The organism is Streptomyces griseoruber (assembly GCF_001514205.1).
GTDB lineage: Bacteria > Actinomycetota > Actinomycetes > Streptomycetales > Streptomycetaceae > Streptomyces > Streptomyces griseoruber.
Genome location: NZ_KQ948780.1, coordinates 17163 through 36481, shown reverse-complemented (window position 1 = coordinate 36481; position 19319 = coordinate 17163). Strand labels below are relative to the sequence as shown.

18 protein-coding genes are annotated in these 19319 nt (G+C 72.0%); 8 read left to right on the top strand and 10 right to left on the bottom strand.

Annotation, left to right across the window (positions count from 1 at the left end; genetic code table 11):
• Positions 1-35 precede the first annotated feature (35 nt).
• Positions 36-1496: a sensor histidine kinase gene (locus AQJ64_RS35465; protein ID WP_055631593.1), complete on the bottom strand. Its 1461-nt coding sequence runs from the start codon at positions 1494-1496 to the stop codon at positions 36-38.
• The gene (locus AQJ64_RS35460) at positions 1493-2233 is read right to left on the bottom strand and encodes a response regulator transcription factor (protein WP_059203313.1); all 741 of its coding nucleotides are present in this window, start codon (positions 2231-2233) and stop codon (positions 1493-1495) included. The genes AQJ64_RS35465 and AQJ64_RS35460 overlap by 4 nt, the downstream gene beginning before the upstream one ends.
• 151 nt (positions 2234-2384) lie before the next feature.
• Between AQJ64_RS35460 and AQJ64_RS35455 the strand changes: the two genes are divergently transcribed.
• Genes AQJ64_RS35455 through AQJ64_RS35435 form a run of 5 tightly spaced genes read left to right on the top strand, consistent with a single transcriptional unit; the run spans position 2385 to position 7602 of the window.
• Positions 2385-3737, top strand: coding sequence for a ferredoxin reductase family protein (locus AQJ64_RS35455; RefSeq protein ID WP_059203312.1), 1353 nt, complete (start codon positions 2385-2387; stop codon positions 3735-3737).
• Positions 3738-3747: 10 nt separating this feature from the next.
• Positions 3748-4197 (top strand): FMN-binding protein, encoded by a 450-nt coding sequence (locus AQJ64_RS35450; RefSeq protein WP_055638547.1) that lies wholly within the window; start codon positions 3748-3750, stop codon positions 4195-4197.
• 60 nt (positions 4198-4257) lie between these two features.
• A complete protein-coding gene (locus AQJ64_RS35445) occupies positions 4258-5640 on the top strand; it encodes a ferredoxin reductase family protein (RefSeq protein WP_055638548.1) in 1383 nt (460 codons plus the stop codon).
• 59 nt (positions 5641-5699) lie between these two features.
• Positions 5700-6806 (top strand): FMN-binding protein, encoded by a 1107-nt coding sequence (locus tag AQJ64_RS35440; protein ID WP_055638549.1) that lies wholly within the window; start codon positions 5700-5702, stop codon positions 6804-6806.
• Complete coding sequence (locus AQJ64_RS35435) at positions 6799-7602, top strand: FAD:protein FMN transferase (protein WP_240512964.1); 804 nt, start codon at positions 6799-6801, stop codon at positions 7600-7602. The genes AQJ64_RS35440 and AQJ64_RS35435 overlap by 8 nt, the downstream gene beginning before the upstream one ends.
• A 237-nt stretch (positions 7603-7839) precedes the next feature.
• Here AQJ64_RS35435 and AQJ64_RS35430 read toward each other — a convergent pair whose 3' ends face one another.
• Genes AQJ64_RS35430 through argC form a run of 5 tightly spaced genes read right to left on the bottom strand, consistent with a single transcriptional unit; the run spans position 7840 to position 12670 of the window.
• Positions 7840-8385, bottom strand: a complete 546-nt coding sequence (locus AQJ64_RS35430) for an arginine repressor (protein WP_055638551.1) — start codon at positions 8383-8385, stop codon at positions 7840-7842.
• 7 nt (positions 8386-8392) lie between these two features.
• Complete coding sequence (locus AQJ64_RS35425) at positions 8393-9586, bottom strand: acetylornithine transaminase (RefSeq protein ID WP_055638552.1); 1194 nt, start codon at positions 9584-9586, stop codon at positions 8393-8395.
• The gene (gene argB, locus AQJ64_RS35420; RefSeq protein ID WP_055638553.1) at positions 9583-10497 is read right to left on the bottom strand and encodes an acetylglutamate kinase; all 915 of its coding nucleotides are present in this window, start codon (positions 10495-10497) and stop codon (positions 9583-9585) included. The genes AQJ64_RS35425 and argB overlap by 4 nt, the downstream gene beginning before the upstream one ends.
• A complete protein-coding gene (gene argJ / locus AQJ64_RS35415; RefSeq protein WP_055638554.1) occupies positions 10494-11645 on the bottom strand; it encodes a bifunctional glutamate N-acetyltransferase/amino-acid acetyltransferase ArgJ in 1152 nt (383 codons plus the stop codon). Before argJ ends, argB begins: the two co-directional genes overlap by 4 nt.
• Positions 11642-12670, bottom strand: coding sequence for an N-acetyl-gamma-glutamyl-phosphate reductase (argC, locus tag AQJ64_RS35410; protein ID WP_055638555.1), 1029 nt, complete (start codon positions 12668-12670; stop codon positions 11642-11644). The genes argJ and argC overlap by 4 nt, the downstream gene beginning before the upstream one ends.
• A 136-nt stretch (positions 12671-12806) precedes the next feature.
• Here argC and AQJ64_RS35405 point away from each other — a divergent pair, with 136 nt between their 5' ends.
• Positions 12807-14036, top strand: coding sequence for an SMI1/KNR4 family protein (locus AQJ64_RS35405; protein ID WP_059203311.1), 1230 nt, complete (start codon positions 12807-12809; stop codon positions 14034-14036).
• A 67-nt stretch (positions 14037-14103) separates the two neighbouring features.
• Positions 14104-14763 carry a hypothetical protein gene (locus AQJ64_RS35400; protein WP_055634556.1) on the top strand — a complete coding sequence of 220 codons (660 nt, stop codon included), beginning with the start codon at positions 14104-14106 and terminating at the stop codon, positions 14761-14763.
• A gap of 45 nt (positions 14764-14808) precedes the next feature.
• Here AQJ64_RS35400 and AQJ64_RS35395 read toward each other — a convergent pair whose 3' ends face one another.
• Complete coding sequence (locus AQJ64_RS35395; RefSeq protein ID WP_055634554.1) at positions 14809-17298, bottom strand: alpha-L-arabinofuranosidase C-terminal domain-containing protein; 2490 nt, start codon at positions 17296-17298, stop codon at positions 14809-14811.
• Between the two features lie 414 nt (positions 17299-17712).
• Between AQJ64_RS35395 and AQJ64_RS35390 the strand changes: the two genes are divergently transcribed.
• A complete protein-coding gene (locus AQJ64_RS35390) occupies positions 17713-18156 on the top strand; it encodes a DUF6314 family protein (protein WP_055634555.1) in 444 nt (147 codons plus the stop codon).
• On the opposite strand, the gene AQJ64_RS35385 is transcribed toward AQJ64_RS35390, so the two are convergent.
• Together AQJ64_RS35385 and AQJ64_RS35380 are read right to left on the bottom strand one after the other, a co-directional pair.
• Entirely contained in the window at positions 18138-18731 is a 594-nt protein-coding gene (locus AQJ64_RS35385; RefSeq protein ID WP_055634553.1) for a histidine phosphatase family protein, read from the bottom strand. The two genes, AQJ64_RS35390 and AQJ64_RS35385, sit on opposite strands and share 19 nt — an antisense overlap.
• Before the next feature lie 132 nt (positions 18732-18863).
• On the bottom strand, positions 18864-19316 hold the full coding sequence (locus AQJ64_RS35380) for a GNAT family N-acetyltransferase (protein ID WP_055634552.1): 453 nt from the start codon (positions 19314-19316) through the stop codon (positions 18864-18866).
• Positions 19317-19319: the final 3 nt, after the last annotated feature.

Sequence of the window (19319 nt, the reverse complement as noted above, 5' to 3'; positions counted from 1 at the left end):
GCGGCGGGGCCGCATGCCGATACAGCCCCGCGCCCCTAGGTCGGACCACTCATCCCGAGGTCGACCGTGAACGTGGTGGAGCCCGGAGTGCTGGCCATGGTCACCGTTCCGCCGTGTGCCTCCACCACCGCCGCCACGATCGACAGGCCCAGGCCCGCGCCCGTGCCGGTCTTCGTGCGGCGGTGGTCGGCTCGGGTGAAGCGGTCGAAGATCCTCGGCTGGAGGTCCTCGGGGATGCCGGGGCCGTCGTCGTGGACGCGGAGGCGGGCCGCTGCGGGGTCCGCCTCCAGGGTGACCGTGACCTGGGTGCCCTCGGGGGTGTGCAGGCGGGCGTTGGCCAGGAGGTTGGCGAGGACCTGGTGGAGGCGGTGTGCGTCGCCGGTGACGGTGACCGGTTCCTCGGGGAGGTCGAGGGTCCAGCGGTGGCCGGGGCCCGCCGCCCTCGCGTCGGTCACCGCGTCCAGGACCAGCCGGGTGAGGTCCACGGAACGGCGCTCCAGCGGGCGGCCGGCGTCCAGGCGGGCCAGCAGGAGCAGGTCGTCGACCATCTCGCCCATGCGGGAGGACTCGGCCGCGATGCGTTCCAGGGCCCGGGTCACCTCCGGGGGGACCGGGCCGGGGTGGAGCAGGGCCAGTTCGGCGTGACCGCGGACCGAGGCCACCGGGGTGCGCAGTTCGTGGCTGGCGTCGGCGGCGAAGCTGCGCAGCCTCTCCTCGCTGGCGTGGCGTTTGGTGAGGGCGTCCTCGACATGCCCCAGCATGCGGTTGAAGGCCCCGGCCATCCGGCCGACCTCGCTGCGCGGGTCCGGCTCGGGGGCCCGCGGGGGCAGGGCCACCTCGCCGGACGCCAGGGGGAGTTCGCTGACCCGGGTGGCCGTCGCCGCGACCCGGCTCAGCGGGCGCAGCGACCAGCGCACCCAGAGGGCTCCGGCCACACCGGCGATGACCAGGGTCACGCCGACGACGATCCCCGCGACCAGTTCGAGGCGGTGGACCGTCGACTCCACCGGTTCCAGCGGGAGACCGGTGACCAGGACGTCCCCGTCCAGGCCCGCGCTGGCCCGGACCCGGTACTCGTCGAGGGCGGACAGGTGGAGGGTATGGGCCCGGCCGTCGACCGGGACGGCGGCGAGGGCGTGCCGGTCCGCGGCGGTCAGGGCGACCGTGAGGTCGGTGGTCTCGGCGCCGGAGGAGGGAACCACGGCCGCGTTGGTCACCTTCCCGTCCAGCAGCCGGGCGCCGAGGGTGCCGGCCGACTGGCGGCGGGTGTCGCCGCGCTCGTCGCCGTCGTGGTCGTCGGGGAATCGGCCGCCGTGCTCCAGGCTGGCCGGGAAGCGGTTGCCGACCTCGGCGAGCTGTTCGTCGAGACGGCCGGTGAGGAAGCCGTTCAGGCCCACGACCGCGGCCACGCCGACCGCCGCGCAGCCGAGCGCCAGCAGGACCACGAGGCCGGCGGTGAGGCGGGCGCGCAGGGTGCGGGGCAGCAGACGGCTCATGACGCGGCCGGTTTCAGCACGTACCCGGCGCCGCGCACGGTGTGGATCATCGGCTCGCGGCCCGCGTCGACCTTCTTACGCAGGTAGGAGATGTACAGCTCGACGACATGGGCGCGGCCGCCGAAGTCGTAGGACCACACCCGGTCGAGGATCTGGGTCTTGCTGAGCACCCGGCGCGGGTTGCGCATCAGGAAGCGGAGGAGTTCGAACTCGGTCGGGGAGAGTTCGATCAGTTCGCCCGCGCGGGTCACCTCGCGGGCCTCCTCGTCCATGACCAGGTCGCCGACGATCATCCTCGGGCCCTCGTCCTGCTGGCGGGCCATGCCGGCGCGGCGCAGCAGTCCGCGCAGCCGGGCGACGACCTCCTCCAGGCTGAAGGGCTTGGTGACGTAGTCGTCACCGCCCGCCGTGATGCCGGCGATCCGGTCCTCCACCGCGTCGCGGGCGGTGAGGAACAGGACGCAGACGTCCGGTTTGACCGTGTGCAGCGAGCGCAGCACGGCGAAGCCGTCGGTGTCGGGGAGCATCACGTCCAGCACGACCGCGTCCGGCATCAGCTCCCGGGCCGCCGCGAGGGCCGAGGCGCCGTCGCCCGCCGTGCGGATCAGCCAGCCCTCGTAGCGCAGGGCGCCGGAGAGCACCTCGGCGAGGTCGGGGTCGTCGTCGACGACGAGGACGCGCAGCGGGGTGCCGTCGGGGCGGGTGAGGGCGGGGCGGCCGGAGCGGGTGGTGTTCATGGCTGCTTCCAGGATCGCTCCCGGCCGGGCGGAACGGGCTCTGCGGATGCTCTGAGTTTTCTCTGAGTCCGCCGTGCGGGGCGGCCGCTCAGAGCGGTCTCAGAGGTTCGCCGCGCACAGTGGGCCCCCTGACCGGCGAAAGGACCTCCTCATGACCACCGTGTACGAGCGGCGGGCGGCACCACCGGTGGCGCCGGCTCCCCCGCGCTCCCCCGCGGGTCCGGTGCTCGCCGTGCTGTGGGCGGGGGCCGCGGCCGTGCTGGCCCTGTGGTGGTCCGGCACCGGTTCGGTCGTCGGGGCGGCGGGCTGGCTGACCGGGGCCGGGCGGATCGCCGGGCTGCTGTGCGGATACGCCTGCGCGGTGGTCGTCGCCCTGATGGCGCGGGTGCCGCTGCTGGAGCGGCGGATCGGCTCCGACCGGGTGGCGCGCTGGCACGCGATGGCGGGCCGCTACACGGTCTGTCTGCTGGTGGCGCACATCGTGCTGATCCTCGCCGGGTACGCGGCCCAGGACCGCCGGTCGATCGTCGACGAGACGCTCACGGTGGTCCTCGACTACCCCGAGATGCTGAAGGCGACCGCCGGCACGGTGATCCTCCTCGCGGTCGGGGTGACCTCGGCGCGGGCCGTGCGCCGCCGCACCGGCTACGAGTTCTGGTACTACGTCCACCTCCTCACCTACGCGGCCGTCTTCCTCGCCTTCGGCCACCAGCTGGCCCTCGGCAACGACCTCAACGGCAGGCCGGTGGCCACGGCCGCCTGGTACGCGCTCTACCTCGGGGCGGCGGGGCTGGTGCTGTGGTTCCGGGTCCTGGTCCCCGTACGGCTGAACCTGCGGCACCGGCTGCGGGTGGAGTCCGTGCAGCGGGAGGCTCCCGGGGTGTACTCCGTGGTCGTACGGGGGCGGCGGCTGGACGAACTCGGGGCGCGGGCCGGGCAGTTCTTCCGGTGGCGGTTCCTCGGAGCGGGGCTGGCGTGGACGTCGACGCCGTACTCGCTGTCGGCGCCGCCCCGGCCCGAGCAGATGCGGATCACGGTCAAGGCACTCGGTGGGCACAGCGCGCGCGTGGCGCTGCTGCGGCCCGGCACCCGCGTGTGGGCCGAGGGGCCGTACGGCGCGATGACCGCCGAGCGGCGCACCGCGCCGAAGTCGCTGCTGATCGGGGCGGGGGTGGGCATCACCCCGCTGCGGGCGCTGTTCGAGACGCTGCCCGGCGAGGTGACCGTGCTGTACCGGGCGCGGTCGGCGGAGGATCTCGCGCTGGGATCGGAGCTGGAGGCGATCGCGCGCTGGCGCGGCGCGAGGGTGCTGTACGCGCTCAACGGGCACGAGGGGCAGCGCCCGGACCTGGGCGCCGGGTCGTTGCGCGCGGCGGTGCCCGATCTGGCCGGGTACGACGTCTACCTCTGCGGCCCGCACGGCTTCGCCCGGGACGTGTACGAGGCCCTGCGCGCCGCCGGGGTGCCGGACCGGCGGATCCACCACGAGTCGTTCGAGCTGTGAGGTCGTAGCAGTGCATCCCCTGAAGAAGAACCGCCCCCTGCGCCGGATCATGCTGGCGAGCGCCGCCACCGTCTCCGGGGTGGTGATGCTGCTGGCGCTGAAGCCGCACACGGCACCCCAGGTGGCGGTGGCGTCGCCGGCGCCCTCCTCCTCCAGCAGTTCCGGTGCCGTCTCCGGCAAGGGCGGCACGACCGTCACCGGCGACTCGGTGCAGACCCGCTGGGGCCCGGTCCAGGTCCGTGTCACCGTCCAGAACGGGAAGATCACGGACGTGACGGCGGTGACCTACCCCCAGGACAATCCGCGCGACCAGCAGATCAACGCCTACGCCATCCCCCAGCTGCGCAGCGAGGCGCTGAAGGCGCAGAGCGCGGACATCGACACCGTCTCGGGAGCGACGTACACGAGTGACGGTTACCGCCAGTCACTCCAGTCCGCACTGGACTCGGCGGGTCTCTGAACACAAAGCGGTCGAGGCACGTATCTGTGGGCGCCAGGGTCAAGTCCCCACGGAGGAACCGTGACCACCACGATCGCAGGCGGACGCGCCGCCCGCCGCCAGACGATGCGCCGCATCCGCCCGCGCCGATCCCCCGCCGTTCCGTTGCTGCTCGCCGTATGGGCGGGCGCGGCGGGCGTGCTGTGGCTGTGGTGGAGCAATACGCCGAACATCGCGGACAACGACAGCAAGATTCTCAACGCGGGGCGGATCACCGGTCTGCTCGCCGGCTATCTGATGGCACTCGTCGTGCTCCAGATGGCCCGGGTGCCGGCGCTGGAGCGCCGGGTGGGCTCGGACCGGGTGGCGCGCTGGCACGCGATGAGCGGCCGGTACACGCTGTGTCTGACCTTCGCGCACGTGTTCCTCATCATGTGGGGGTACGCGCTCCAGGCCGGCAAGTCGCTCGGCGACATCGTCCAGCAGACGACCGACTCCATCAACCAGCTGCCCGACATGGGCAAGGCGGCGATCGGCACCGGTCTGCTGCTGGTCATCGGCCTGGTGTCGATCGGCCCGGTCCGCCGGAAGATGCCGTACGACACCTGGTACCACATCCATCTGCTGACGTACGCCGCGGTGTTCCTGACCTTCTGGCACCAGCTCACGACGGGCAACGAGTTCGCCGTCGAGCCCGCCGCCAAGACCGTCTGGTACGGGCTGTACGGCTCGGTCACCGCGCTGGTGGTCTGGTACCGGATCCTCACCCCGATCCGGCTGAACCTGCGGCACCGCATGTACGTCGAGGCGGTCATCGAGGAGACGCCGGGCATCGTGTCCGTGCTGATCGGCGGCCGCAAGCTGCACCGGATCGGCGCGGAGGCGGGACAGTTCTTCCGGTGGCGGTTCCTCGCGCCGGGGATGCGGTTCAGCTCCCACCCGTACTCGCTGTCGGCGAACCCGCGCCCCGAGCTGCTGCGGATCACGGTCAAGGCGATCGGCGACCACACCGCGGCGCTGCGCGAACTGCGGCCGGGCACCAAGGTGTGGGCCGAGGGCCCGTACGGCGCGATGACCGCCTCCCGGCGCAGCCGTGGCAAGGTGCTGCTGGTCGCCGGTGGTGTGGGCATCACACCGATGCGGACGCTGTTCGAGACGCTGCCGGGCGCGCCCGGTGACATCACACTGCTCTACCGGGCCAACAGCACCCAGGACCTGGCGCTGTGGGACGAGCTGGCGAAGATCGCCGACGAGCGCGGGGCGCGACTGATGTACGCGGTCAACAGCCCCGACGGGGAGCGCCCCGACATCTCGGCGGAGTCCCTCCAGCGCAAGATCCCCGACATCGACGACCACGACGTGTTCATGTGCGGGCCGAACGGCTTCGCCCAGGGCGTGTACGAGGCACTGCGCGGCGCCGGGGTCCCGGCCCGCCGTATCCATCACGAGTCGTTCGAGATGTGAGCGGCACGACTCCCGGCCCGTGACGTGGCCTTCTACAGGAATCAGGAGCTCAGGAGCAGATGAGGAAGAGCCACCCTCTTCGGCGGGTCGTGCTGGCCAGTGCCGCCACCGTGTCCGGGATCGTGCTGCTGCTGTCGCTGAAGCCGGCGACCGACCCGACGTCCACCCAGGCGGCGGGGGCCGGCGGAACGGCGGCGCAGGAGGCGGCCCAGGGCGGGGCCGGGGCGCCCGTGACGGGCACGATGACCGGTGACGCCGTCACGACGCAGTACGGCGACGTCCAGGTCCGCATCACCGTCGTCAACAACAAGATCACCAAGGCGGAGGCCGTCAAGGCGCCGTCCGGCGGCACCAGCACCCAGAAGTCCGAGCTGGCGATCCCCAAGCTGAACGCGGACGTCGTCGCCAAGCAGAGTCCGAACATCGACACCGTCTCGGGCGCGACCTACACCAGCGAGGGCTACAAGAAGTCCCTCCAGTCGGCGATCGACAAGGCGAACGCGAGCGCGGGCTCCTCCCAGGGCTCCGGTTCGGGCGCCGTGCAGGCCTCCGGCACCTTCACCGGGGACGCGGCGACGACGCAGTACGGCGACGTCCAGGTGCGGATCACGCTCGCCGACGGCAAGATCACCAAGGCGGAGGCCGTCAAGGCGCCGTCCGGCGGCACCAGCACCCAGAAGACGGAACTCTCCGTCCCGAAGCTGAACCAGGCGGCGGTGGCGGCCGGCAGCGCGGACATCGACACCGTCTCCGGGGCCACCTACACCAGCGAGGGCTACAAGAAGTCCCTCCAGTCGGCGCTGGACAAGGCGAAGGCGAGCGCGGGTTCGTCGTCGGCCTCCGGTTCGGGCTCCGGGTCCGGTTCGGGCTCCGGCTCGGGTGCGGCCCAGGCCTCCGGTACCTTCACCGGCACCGTGGCGCAGACCCAGTACGGTCCGGTGCAGGTCCGGATCACGGTCGCGGGCGGCAAGATCACCAAGGCGGAGGCGGTCCAGGCTCCCTCGGGCGGGACCAGCACCCAGAAGACGGAACTCTCGGTCCCCAAGCTCAACAAGGCGGCGGTCGCGGCGTCCAGCGCCGACATCGACACCGTCTCCGGGGCCACCTACACCAGCGAGGGCTACAAGAAGTCCCTCCAGTCGGCGCTGGACCAGGCCGGTGACTGACACCGTGGCCGAGTCGGCAGCAGCTCCCGCCGCGGTGCGTCACGCGGAGGAGGTCATGGGGACCGTCTTCTCCTTCGACGTCCGCGGCGGGGAACCGCAGGCGGTGCGCGTGGCGCTCGACGAGGCGGTGGCCTCGCTGCACCGGGTGAACGAGGTGTTCAGCACCTACTGCGAGGGCAGCCAGGTCTCCCGGATGGCACGCGGCGAGCTGACCGTCGGGGAGTGCGATCCCGAGGTGGCCGAGGTGCTGGAGCTGGGCGCCGAGGCGGAGCGGGCGAGCGACGGCTGGTTCAGCCTGCGCTACGAGGGCCGGCTCGACCCGACCGGGATCGTCAAGGGCTGGGCCACCGAGCGGGCGGCGCGGCTGATCTCCGGGGTTCCGGGGGTGAGCGGGGTCAGCGTCAACGGCGGCGGGGACGTGCAGTTGCTGGGCGTGCCCGGGCCGGAGCGGCCCTGGCGGGTCGGGGTGTCCGATCCGCTGCGGCCGGGCGGTCTCGCCGCGGTCGTGTCGGCGGCGGGGGCGGACGAACTGGCCGTCGCGACCTCCGGGACGGCTGAGCGGGGTGCGCATATCGTCGACCCGCGCACGGGGCGGTCCGCGGTGACGGACCTGGTCGCCGTGACGGTGGTCGCCCCGCGTCTGACCTGGGCCGACTGCTGGGCGACGGCTGCCTTTGCGATGGGTTCGCGGGAAGCGCTGGCGTGGCTGGAGTCGCTGCCGGACGTGGAGGCGCTGCTGATCACGGCGGGCGACGAGGTGCGGTGCACGGGCGGGCTGGCCAGAAGGCTGGGCTGAGCTGCGGCTGGGCGGGGGTGGGTCGCGCAGCCCGGCGCTGACGGGGTGCCGCCGCGCCCACTCGTGCCGCCCTGGGGGTGCCTCCCAGGCCTGCAAGGCACCGGGGGAGGCACGATTGCCCGCGGATTGCGAGCGGTGGCTGGCCAGCGCACGTGACTGCGCCTCCCCAGGGGCGCGGGGAACTGCGCGATCAGCCCCCGCTCACCCGCAGTCGGCGAACTCCCGCGGCCACCCCCCTCAGTGGCCGTTCTGGGCCAGCCTCAGCAGGTGATCCGCGAGCGCCTGACCCCCCGTCGGCTCCCGGCTGATCAGCAGCAGCGTGTCGTCGCCGGCGATCGTCCCCAGGATGTCGTGCAGCTCCGCCTGGTCGATCGCGGAGGCGAGGAACTGGGCCGCACCCGGCGGGGTACGCAGGACCACGAGGTTCGCGGAGGCCTCCGCGGAGATCAGCAGCTCCTGGGACAGCCGCCGCATCCGCTCCTCCTTGGCGGACTCCCCCAACGGTGCCCGCGGGGTCCGGAAACCCCCTTCGCTGGGCACCGCGTAGATGAGATCGCCGTCGGTGTTGCGGATCTTCACCGCGTTCAGCTCGTCCAGGTCCCGCGACAGCGTCGCCTGTGTGACGCTCAGCCCGTCGTCGGCGAGCAGTTTCGCCAACTGGCTCTGCGACCGCACGGCCTGCCGGTTGAGGATGTCCACGATCCGGCGGTGGCGGGCGGTGCGGGTCTGCGGCACGGCGGGCCCGTTGGCCCCGGCCTGCTCATGGTCCTGCGCCTGGCTCATCGTCGTCTCATTCTCCGGATCCGTCCCCGCTGGCTGTGTCGAGGATGCCGGGCAGCGCCACGAGGAACGCCTCCACCGCGTCGTCGCCTAGGTTCAGCGGCGGCATCAGCCGGACGACGTCGGGGGCGGGCGCGTTCACGAGGAATCCGGCCTCCTGAGCCGCCTGCTGCACCTGGGGCGCGAGCGGCTCGGAGAGCACGATACCCAGGAGCAGACCCGCGCCCCGGACATAATCGATCAACGGGTGGCCCAGACCCTCGATTCCGCCGCGCAGCTTCTCGCTCTGCCGCTTGACGTTCTCCAGCAGCCCCTCGTTCTCGATGGTGTCGAGGACGGCGAGGCCGGCCGCGCAGGCGACGGGGTTGCCGCCGAAGGTGGTCCCGTGGTGGCCCGGCCGGAGCAGCTCCGCGGCCCGGCCGAAGGCGACGGTCGCGCCGAGCGGCAGCCCGCCGCCGAGACCCTTGGCCAGGGTCACGACGTCCGGCAGGACGCCCTCGTGGGCCTGGTACTCGAACCACTGCCCGGTCCGGCCGATGCCGGTCTGCACCTCGTCGAGGACGAGGAGCGAGCCGGTGGCCGCGGTGATCGCCCGCGCCGCCTTCAGATAGCCGGCCGGGGGCACGACGACGCCGTTCTCGCCCTGCACCGGCTCGATGATCACCAGGGCGGTGTCCTCGGTGACCGCGGCGGCCAGCGCCTGCGCGTCGCCGTACGGGACATGGGTGACCTCGCCGGGCAGCGGCAGGAAAGGCTCCTGCTTGCCGGGCTGGCCGGTGAGCGCCAGGGCGCCCATGGTGCGGCCGTGGAAGCCGCCGTGGGTGGCGACCATGTGGGGCCGCCCGGTGAGCCGGCCGATCTTGAAGGCGCCCTCGTTGGCCTCGGCACCGGAGTTGCAGAAGAACACCTTGCCGTCCCGGCCGAAGTGGTGCAGGAGCCGCTCGGCGAGGGCGACGGGGGGTTCGGCGATGAACAGGTTCGACACATGGCCGAGGGACGCGATCTGCCGGCTGACCGCCTCGACGACCGCCGGGTGGGCGTGGCCGAGCGCGTTGACCGCGATGCCGCCGACGAAGTCGGTGTACTCCCTGCCGTCGGCGTCCCACAGCCGGGCGCCCTCGCCGCGCACCAACGGCAGCCGCGGGGTGCCGTAGTTGTTCATGAGCGAGCCCTGCCACCGCGTGGTCAGTTCCTGGTTGCTCACGCGGACTCCCCCTGCTGCTCGTCGGGCACGACCATCGTGCCGATTCCCTCGTCGGTGAAGATCTCCAGCAGGATCGAGTGCTGGACCCGCCCGTCGATGACCCGGGCCGTGGTGACACCGCCGCGCACGGCGTGCAGACAGCCCTCCATCTTCGGGACCATGCCGGCGCTGAGTTCCGGCAGCAGCTTCTCGAGCTGGGAGGCGGTGAGGCGGCTGATCACCTCGTCGGACTCGGGCCAGTTCTCGTAGAGGCCCTCCACGTCCGTGAGGACCATGAGGGTCTCGGCGCCCAGCGCCGCAGCGAGTGCCGCAGCCGCCGTATCAGCATTGACGTTGTAGACATGTCCGTCGTCCTGGGAGCGGGCGATGGAGGAGACGACCGGGATCCGGCCGTCGGCGAGCAGGGCCTCGATCGCGCCCGTGTCGATCGCGGTGATCTCGCCCACCCGCCCGATGTCGACGAGCTCGCCGTCGATCTCGGGCTGGTGCTTGGTGGCGGTGATGGTGTGCGCGTCCTCGCCGGTCAGCCCGACGGCGAGGGGTCCGTGCTGGTTGAGCAGTCCGACCAGCTCGCGCTGGACCTGTCCGGCGAGCACCATCCGTACGACGTCCATGGCGTCCTCGGTGGTGACGCGCAGACCGGCCTTGAACTCGCTGACGATGCCGTGCTTGTCGAGGGCGGCGCTGATCTGCGGGCCGCCGCCGTGCACGACGACGACGTTGAGGCCGGCGTGGCGCAGGAAGACGACGTCCTGGGCGAAGGCGGCCTTCAGCTCCTCGTTCACCATGGCGTTGCCGCCGAACTTGATGACGACCGTCTTGCCGTTGTGCCGGGTGAGCCAGGGCAGGGCCTCGATGAGGATCTGGGCCTTGGGGAGCGCGGTGTGCTTCCGCGTGGGTCCGTTGCTCATGACGCGTACGCGCTGTTCTCGTGGACGTAGTCCGCGGTCAGGTCGTTGGTCCAGATGGTGGCGGTCTCGGAGCCCGCGGCCAGGTCGGCGACGATGTGCACCTCGCGGTAACGCATGTCGACCTTGTCGCGGTCCTCGCCCACACCGCCGTTCTTGCAGACCCAGACGCCGTTGATGGCGACGTTGAGGCGGTCCGCCTCGAAGGCGGCCTTCGTGGTGCCGATCGCGGAGAGCACCCGGCCCCAGTTGGGGTCCTCGCCGTGGACGGCGCACTTGAGGAGGTTGTTGCGGGCGATGGAACGGCCCACCTCGACGGCGTCGTCCTCCGAGGCCGCGTTGACCACCTCGACCCTGATGTCCTTGCTGGCGCCCTCGGCGTCGCGGATGAGCTGCTGGCCGAGGTCGTCGCAGACGGCGCGTACGGCGGCGGCGAACTCCTCGTACTCCGGGGTGACTTCGGAGGCGCCGGAGGCGAGCAGCAGCACGGTGTCGTTGGTGGACATGCAGCCGTCGGAGTCGACGCGGTCGAAGGTGACCTTGGTGGCGGCGCGCAGCGCCCGGTCCAGGGTCCCGGCGTCGACGTCGGCGTCGGTGGTGAGGACGACGAGCATGGTGGCGAGGCCGGGGGCGAGCATGCCCGCGCCCTTGGCCATGCCGCCGACGGTCCAGCCGGTGCCCTGGGCGACGGAGGTCTTGTGGACGGTGTCGGTGGTCTTGATGGCGATGGCGGCCTTCTCGCCGCCGTGCTCGGAGAGCCGGCCGGCGGCGGTCTCGACGCCGGGCAGCAGCTTGTCCATGGGGAGCAGGACACCGATGAGACCGGTGGAGCAGACGGCGACCTCGCCCGCGCCCACGCCCAGCACGTCCGCGGCCTTCTCGGCGGTGGCGTGGGTGTCCTGGAAGCCCTTGGATCCCGTACAGGCGTTGGCGCCGCCGGAGTTGAGGACCACCGCGGAGAGCCGGCCGCTCTTGAGCACCTGCTCGGACCACAGGACCGGCGCGGCCTTCACACGGTTGGAGGTGAAGACGCCCGCGGCGGCGCGGCGCGGCCCGGTGTTGACCACGAGGGCCAGGTCCGGGTTGCCGTTCTCCTTGATCCCGGCGGCGATGCCGGCCGCCGTGAATCCCTTGGCTGCCGTGACACTCACGGTGCGACTCCGATCGTGGAAAGCCCGGTGTTCTCGTGGAACCCGAGGGCGATGTTCATGCTCTGGACGGCACCACCGGCCGTGCCCTTGGTGAGGTTGTCGATGGCGCTGATCGCGATGATGCGGCCGGCGCTCTCGTCGTAAGCGACCTGGATGTGAACGGCGTTGGAACCGTGGACGGACGCCGTGGCGGGCCACCGGCCCTCGGGCAGCAGGTACACGAAGGGCTCGTCGGCGAGGGCCTTCTCGTAGGCGGCGCGGACGGACTCGGCGGTGACGCCGGGCCTGGCCTTGGCGCTGCACGTGGCGAGGATGCCGCGGGACATCGGCGCAAGGGTGGGCGTGAAGGAGACGGAGACCCGCTCCCCCGCCGCCGCGCTGAGGTTCTGCACGATCTCGGGGGTGTGCCGGTGGCCGCCGCCGACGCCGTAGGGCGACATGGAGCCCATCACCTCGGAGCCCAGCAGATGCGGCTTGGGCGCCTTGCCCGCGCCGGAGGTGCCGGAGGCGGCGACGATCACGGCCTCGTTCTCGGCGATGCCAGCGGCGTAGGCCGGGAAGAGCGCGAGCGAGACGGCAGTGGGGTAGCAGCCGGGGACCGCGATGCGCTTGGACCCCTCCAGCGCGGCGCGGCCGCCCGGCAGTTCGGGGAGGCCGTAGGGCCAGGTCCCGGCGTGCGGGGAGCCGTAGAACCTCTCCCAGTCGGCCGCGTCCTCGAGCCGGAAGTCGGCGCCCATGTCGACGACGAGGACGTCCGGGCCGAGCTGTTCGGCGACGGCGGCGGACTGACCGTGCGGGAGGGCGAGGAAGACGACCTCGTGCCCGGCGAGCACCTCGGCGGTGGTCTCCTGGAGGACCCGGTCGGCCAGCGGGAGCAGATGCGGCTGGAGTCCGCCCAGTTTCTGGCCCGCGTTGGAATTGCCGGTCAGGGCGCCGATCTCGACCTCGGGGTGCGCGAGGAGCAGGCGCAGCACTTCGCCACCCGCATACCCGCTCGCTCCGGCCACTGCCGCACGTACCGCCATGGACTCCTCCTCCTCGATGGCATGACTATACGTTTCGCTGCACTTTTATGCAATGGGTGATCCATGCGGGCCGGGGCCCCGCCGTCGATGACAGAATCGGTCACTCCGTGATCATGCCCGGGAGGCAGAGGACTCAGTGCTCGACGATCTCGCCGACTTCACCGCACCGGACCCGGGGCGCCCGCCCGTGCCGGTGCCCGTCGACTGGGCGGCCGTGGAGGAGTGGCTCGGCACCCGGCTGCCGGCCGACTACAAGCGGCTCGCCGACCGGTACGGGCCGGTGGACTTCGGGAAGTACCTCTGGGTTCACGTGCCGTGCGCCGACGAGCGGTTCGACTACGGTACGTGGCTCGGCCGGACCCACCGGGAGGCCCGGATCGCCCTGCGCGACCTGCCGCGGGAGGAACGCTTCGCCGTCCGTCCGGAGCCCGGTGGACTGCTCGCCTGGGGATGCAGCCGGGGCACCGACGACCTCTTCTGGGACACCTCCGTCTCGGACGACCCCGACGCGTGGACGGTCGTCGTACGGCACAGGGACAGCGTCCCGGGCAGCGGACTGCTCCCCTGGCACCGCTACGACCTCACGCTCACCGGGTATCTGCGGCAGACGGTCCGCGAGACCTGGGAGCTCCCTTCCCCGCCCGGACCGCTGCTGGGCCCGCTGCCCGGCACCGTCGCCCGCACCGCCTTCCTGCCCTGCGCCGGACCGTGGACCCCGCCCGCCCCCGTCGGGCCCCGCCTCACCGCGGCCGAACGCGCCGTGGCCCTGGAGACGGGCACGGGACTCGACGCCCTGCGCCTGCTCACCCCGCCACCCGCCCGCCCGCACCTCGGCGACGGCTCCTGGGAGCAGCTCGCCGAGCAACTGGGCGTCCGGCTCCCGGGCGAGTACACGCAGGTCATGGAGGCGTACGGCTGCGGCACCTGGAGCGGCTGGCTGCGCTTCCCGGCGCCGCTGCGCACGAGAGCGCCGCGCTTCACGGCGTACGTCGAGGAGGTCCTGGAGGCGTACGAGTCGCTGCGGGAGGGCTACGCGGAGTGGTATCCGCTGGCGACCTTCCCCGCCCCTGGCGGCTTCCTGCCGTTCGCCGACTCCATCGACGGGGACCATCTGGGCTGGCTGACCGAGGGCGAGGACCCGGACGCCTGGCCGCTGGTGTTCTGGCCGCGCCACGCGGACCAGGGGGCGCCGCTGGAACAGGGACTGATCGACACCCTGCTGGCCTGGCAGCGCGGCAGGCTGGGCGGGCCCGGGCTGTGCAGACCGGACGAGGAGGACGACCCGGTGGAGTTCGCACGGTTCGATCCCTGGGACGACGACGCCGCGGACGCCGCCGACACATCCGACCCGTCTCGGCACATCTGACGCATCCGATACATCTGATGTTTTCTCCACCTGACGTACTCGACGGGAGAGACACACCATGATCGCCATGACGCCGATAACCGGCCTCGATCTGACCGGATTCACCGAGCGCGAGCCGGGGGTGTGGACCGATGACACGGGGCTCGTCCTGTCGGTCCACTTCTTCCCGCTGGTGCCGGACCTGCCGGCGTCGCTGGACGACCTCCAGGGGCTCCGGGCGGCGCTGGCCGGGCTGACGGCGGAGGCGGGCGGCGGTCTGATCGAGGCCGTGGCCGATGCCGTCGACGGGGTCCCGGCCGTGCGCCAGCTGGTGAAGGTGCCGCTCGGCGACCGGCCGGGGCAGGCCTTCATCGGCAGCTGCACGATCCCCCGGGCGGCCTGCAGCACCGTGGTGAAGGTACAGGCCGCCGAGGGCGCGACGACGGGGATGCGGGAGGCGGTGATCATGGCCCAGGTGGGGCCGGACGCCTATTTCCGGGCGCACCCGTACGTGGCGGGACAGCTCGGCGGGCTGCCGTCCCACGTGGGCGACGACGAGCGGTGGGACGCGCAGTTCCCCGGGCATCCCCTCACGCTGGTGCGGGGAGCGCTGGCGAGGATCGCGCCGACGGTGACCTTCGACGACGGCTTCAAGAGCCTGCCGCCGTTCGCCGGGCCGGCCCCCGCCCGGCCGGCGCCGCCTGCGCCGCCGGCCAAGCGGGGCTGGTTTCGCCGCGGCGGGAGCTGAGAGGCGGGTGCGGCCGGTTCGGCCGGGCGCACCCGCCCGGACCGGCTACCTCTGTCTGATCCTCAGGAAGGTGATCGAGTTCGCCGGGAAGGTGTACGTGAACCGGTCGGCGACGCCGGTGAAGGTGGACGTCACCGGGGCGACCGGGGTCGCCGTCTCGGTGTTGACCGCGTTCGGGGCGGCGGTCAGGGTCGTCACCCGGGCCTTTGCGGCGACCTTCGCGCCGCCGAGGTCGATCGCCGTGCGGGCGTCGGCGGACTGGGCGTTGACGACCTTGACGATCAGGTCGCCGGTCTTCCGGTCCTCGGTGACGACCTGGCGGAACGGCTCGGCCGGCTTGTCGTCGGTGAAGCTGCCCCACTCCTGGCCGTCGAGGTAGAGGGTGACCTGGCGGCCCCGCACCTTGACGTCGACGTCGTAGGCGCGGCCCGTCTCGATGGTCCCGGCCTTGGAGATCAGGGTGGACTTGCCGCCGTCCACGGCCTGCTCGACGGCGGTGGTGGTGTTGTTCCAGCCGCCCAGGTTCCACCAGTAGTAGTTGCCGGTGTCCTTGACGCCGAAGGCGACGAGGAAGCCCTCCTTGCCGGACTTCTTGGTGGCCTTCACGTGCAGGTCGTAGTCGTGCCAGTTCACGTCACCGGCGGAGACCATGGTGTTCTCGGCGGCCACGTCGGTCTGGACGTACTGCCCGTCCTGGAGGGACCAGCTGCCGCCCCCGGTGTGGCTCCACTGCGAGGCGTCGCCGGAGAAGTCGTCGCTCAGCAGCGTGGTGCCGCTCGCGTCCGTGACCTTCACCTCGTCGTACGCCGCCGTCGTCGCCCACGTCGACAGGCCGACGGCGCCGCTGATCGGGCCCTGGAGGGAGGGGGTGCCGGTGGCCGTGGAGGGGACCACCCGGTCGCCGACGTTGGTCATGAACAGCTTCTGGACCTCGTAGTTGGCGGAGTTCCAGGAGGCGTGGTTGTTGAACCACACCATGTCCGGGCTCCACTGGACGTAGTCCTCGTTGGCGAACAGCGGCGCGTAGGAGGCGAGTTCGACGACGTCCGCGTTGCGTTCCAGACCGGTCATGAAGGCGGCCTCGGCGAGGCCGTTCTTGAAGGCGTTGCCCCAGGAGGCGTACTCGCCGAGGAAGACCTTGGGGCCGCTGCGGTCGTAGGAGTCGTAGCGGTCGTTGTTCTGCAGGAACCACTGCGGGCTGTTGTAGTAGTGCTCGTCGACCATGGCGACCTTGGCGTCCCTGTTGAGCTGCCAGGCCGTGTCGAAGGTGGAACCGGCGTCGTCCGGGCCGGAGTTGGAGATCACCGTGATGCCGGGGTACTTGGCCTCGATCGCGGTGCGGAACTCCTTGAAGCGGGCGAAGAACTCCTCGGGGAGGTTCTCCTCGTTGCCGACCTCGATGTGGGTGAGGTGGAAGGGCTTCGGGTGGCCCATCTTCGCCCGGAGCCTGCCCCAGGTGGAGGTCACCGGCCCGTTGGCGAACTCGATGAGGTCGAGGGTGTCCTGGACGTGCCGCTCGAGCAGGGCGTCGTCGACGACGGCCCTGTTCTGGCCGCAGCCGGTGACCAGGGCCGGCACGACGGGCAGCGGCATCGCGCCGATGTCCTCGGCCAGGCGGAAGTACTCGTAGTAGCCGAGGCCGTAACTCTGGTTGTAGCCCCAGAAGTTGGAGTTCGTGGCCCGTTCCTCGACCGGGCCGACGGTGTCCTTCCACTGGTAGGAGCGGGCGCGCTGCCAGCCCGAGGCCTCGCTGTAGTCCTGCATGGAGCCGGTGTTGACCAGGCAGCCGCCGGGGAAGCGGACGAAGCCCGGGTGCAGGGCGGCGATCTTCTCGGCGAGGTCCTTGCGCAGGCCGTTGGGCTCGTGCTTGTAGGTGTCGCGCGGGAACAGCGACACCATGTCGAGGGCGGCCGCGTCCGAGGAGGCCACGGTCAGCCGGCCGGTGCTGCTGGTGCGGGCGGCGGTGAAGGTGGCCCTGTACTTGGCCCAGCCTCCCGTGCGCACGGCGACCTGCCGGGCGGGGGCGAGGGTGCCGTCGGCGTCCTGGAGGGAGACCGTCAGCGTGGTCCCGGCACCGGCGCGGGCCCACACCGAGAAGTCGTACTTCCCGCCCTCCTCGACGTGCACCCCGGTGTTGTAGCCGGCGTTGGTGACGGAGGAGCCGGCGCCCAGGGAGAGGTAGGCGCGGTTGCGGTCGTTGAGCCGGCCGTCGTCGTTCACGACGTTCGCCGAGCCGGAGACCGTCCAGGAGGTCAGCGGCGTGTACGAGCGGTTGTCGACGGTCGCGTACTCGAAGGACCGGTTCTGCACCAGCTCGGCGTACAGACCGCCGTCGGCGGCCCGGTTGATGTCCTCGAAGAAGACGCCGTACATCGTGTCGTCGATCTTCGCGCCCTTGGCGGCGGGGTCGACGGTGAGGGCGTAGTCGGTGGTGTCGGCGGCTCCGGCGGGGGCGGCGGGGACTCCGCCGACGGCCAGGAGGAAAGCGCTTGCTCCGAGGGCGAGTCTCAGACGGTTGCGGGTGGTGCGTGGCATGTACGCTCCGCGGCTCTGGGGGGGTCGGTGTGCAGTTGTGGCCGATCAGCGGTCCCCACACAAGGGAATGTTCGAAATACTGAACGCTGGTCAACACTTCGAACGGCAAGATAGAGACGGGGCATGAGCGCGTCAATGGGGCGGGCACGTATCGTCGGGGCATGGACGCACTCGTGCCCTTCGTCGCGATCGGCGCTTTCGCCGCCGTTCTCGCGCTCCCCACCTGGGCGGCGCGGCTGATCCGGCGCCCGGCGGCGCCGGGGCCGCGATGAGCGGGGCGCCGACCGCCCACGAGGAGGTCTTCCGTGCCACCAGCCATGCCTCGCACCACGAGATCCGGGCCCGGGCCGACCGCAAGGCACCCAGCGACTCCCCCGACGGACGGCGGCGTCGGCCGAGGAGGGGGTGACGGCGGTGGACGCGTTCCGGCCGGTTCCGGACGTCCTCGCCCATCTCGCCGGGCGGTGGCGCGTGGAGCGCGTGGTGCGGGATCGGGCGAGCGGGGCCGAGGGCCGGTTCCGGGGCACCACCGTGTTCAGCCCGCTGGACGGCGGGGGTCTGCTGCACGAGGAGTCCGGCACGTTCACCTGGCAGGGGGTCGACCGGCCCGCCGAACGCACCTTGCGCTTCCTGCCCGGTCCGGTGCCGGGCACGGCGGACGTCCGGTTCGCCGACGGCCGGCCCTTCCACGACCTGGACCTGACGACCGGCCGGCACACCGCCGACCACCCGTGTTCCGCGGACCTCTACCGGGGCGAGTTCACCGTCCGGGACGCGGACCACTGGCGCACGGTGTGGCAGGTCCGCGGCCCCGCCAAGGACCTGCTGCTCACCACGGACTACGCGCGCGTGGGATGAACCGACGCCCCTTCCAGGCGCAGGTTCCAGCGCCCGCCCCGGCCGGTGACGGTGGTCGTCGACAGGGGGCGCACATCGATGTTCCAGTACGTCGACGGCGGCGCCTTGAGGGCGTACACCACGGCGGCGCGGATCACGCCGGGCTCGGCGACCGCCACGATCCGGTCGCCGTCCCCGAGCGGGCGGGTGTCGAGCCAGTCACCCACCCGGGTGATGAAGTCCAGCAGGGACTCGCCGCCGTGCGGGGTGGCCAGCGGGTCGGCCAGCCAGGCATCCACGGCGGCCGGTTCACGGGCCATCGCCTCGCCCAGGGTCAGGCCCCGCCAGCGGCCCATGGCACAGTCGCGCAGGGCGAGTTGCACGAGCGGGGCATAGCCGAGGGCGTCACCGGTGATACGGCTGCTCGGGGTGGGCGAGCAGTAGCGCAGCTCGGCGGCGGCGAGGGGCAGGAGGTCGGGGACCACCCGCTGCACCTCGTCCCAGCCCGCCTGGTCCAGCGGCCGGTCGTCCTCGAAGCGCTCCGCGAGCAGCGGCGAGCTGCGCGCGGCCGCGACGAACGTCACCCGAAGTGGCATGCGGTGATGGTGAGCCGAGCAACTGCGCAGGTCAAGGGATGCCGGGCGACAGGCACCGGAATTCTTACCGGCGAGTCAGGAAGTGCCGGACAAGTCCTGAGAAAACGAGCCTCACGCAACCCGACGCCGGCCTCACTCCATGCCGAGCTTCGCGAAGATCAGCGCCATCCACCGGTCCGGCTCCTCCAGCGCCTCGAAGCCGACCTTCTCGTACACCCCGTGGGCGTCGTGCGTGGCGAGCAGGATCCGGCGCAGTCCGTGCGGCAGCAGGTGGTCGCGTACGGCGGCGACGAGCGAGGTCCCGATGCCCTTGCCGCGCACCGCCGGGTCCACGTAGACGTCGCACAGCCAGGCGAAGGTCGCGAGATCGGTCACCACGCGCGCGTAGGCGACCTGCTCGCCGGAGGCGGAGTCGTAGACCCCGAAGTTCAGCGAGGCGGCGATCGCCCGGTCCTGCCGCTCCCGCTCGCGCCCGAGCGCCCAGTACGCGTCGGTGGACAGCCAGCGGTGGACGCGCCCGGCGTCGATGCGGGCGGGGTCGGCGGAGATCTCGTAGCCCTCGGCGAGGGGCGGGACGGCGTTCATGGC

Bases quoted from the DNA above. Each gene is read 5' to 3' on its own strand.
- AQJ64_RS35465 (WP_055631593.1), bottom strand. From the start codon at position 1,496: ATGAGCCGTCTGCTGCCCCGCACCCTGCGCGCCCGCCTCACCGCCGGC.
- AQJ64_RS35460 (WP_059203313.1), bottom strand. From the start codon at position 2,233: ATGAACACCACCCGCTCCGGCCGCCCCGCCCTCACCCGCCCCGACGGC.
- AQJ64_RS35455 (WP_059203312.1), top strand. From the start codon at position 2,385: ATGACCACCGTGTACGAGCGGCGGGCGGCACCACCGGTGGCGCCGGCT.
- AQJ64_RS35440 (WP_055638549.1), top strand. From the start codon at position 5,700: ATGAGGAAGAGCCACCCTCTTCGGCGGGTCGTGCTGGCCAGTGCCGCC.
- AQJ64_RS35430 (WP_055638551.1), bottom strand. From the start codon at position 8,385: ATGAGCCAGGCGCAGGACCATGAGCAGGCCGGGGCCAACGGGCCCGCC.
- argB (WP_055638553.1), bottom strand. From the start codon at position 10,497: ATGAGCAACGGACCCACGCGGAAGCACACCGCGCTCCCCAAGGCCCAG.
- argC (WP_055638555.1), bottom strand. From the start codon at position 12,670: ATGGCGGTACGTGCGGCAGTGGCCGGAGCGAGCGGGTATGCGGGTGGC.
- AQJ64_RS35400 (WP_055634556.1), top strand. From the start codon at position 14,104: ATGACGCCGATAACCGGCCTCGATCTGACCGGATTCACCGAGCGCGAG.
- AQJ64_RS35395 (WP_055634554.1), bottom strand. From the start codon at position 17,298: ATGCCACGCACCACCCGCAACCGTCTGAGACTCGCCCTCGGAGCAAGC.
- AQJ64_RS35385 (WP_055634553.1), bottom strand. From the start codon at position 18,731: ATGCCACTTCGGGTGACGTTCGTCGCGGCCGCGCGCAGCTCGCCGCTG.
- AQJ64_RS35380 (WP_055634552.1), bottom strand. From the start codon at position 19,316: ATGAACGCCGTCCCGCCCCTCGCCGAGGGCTACGAGATCTCCGCCGAC.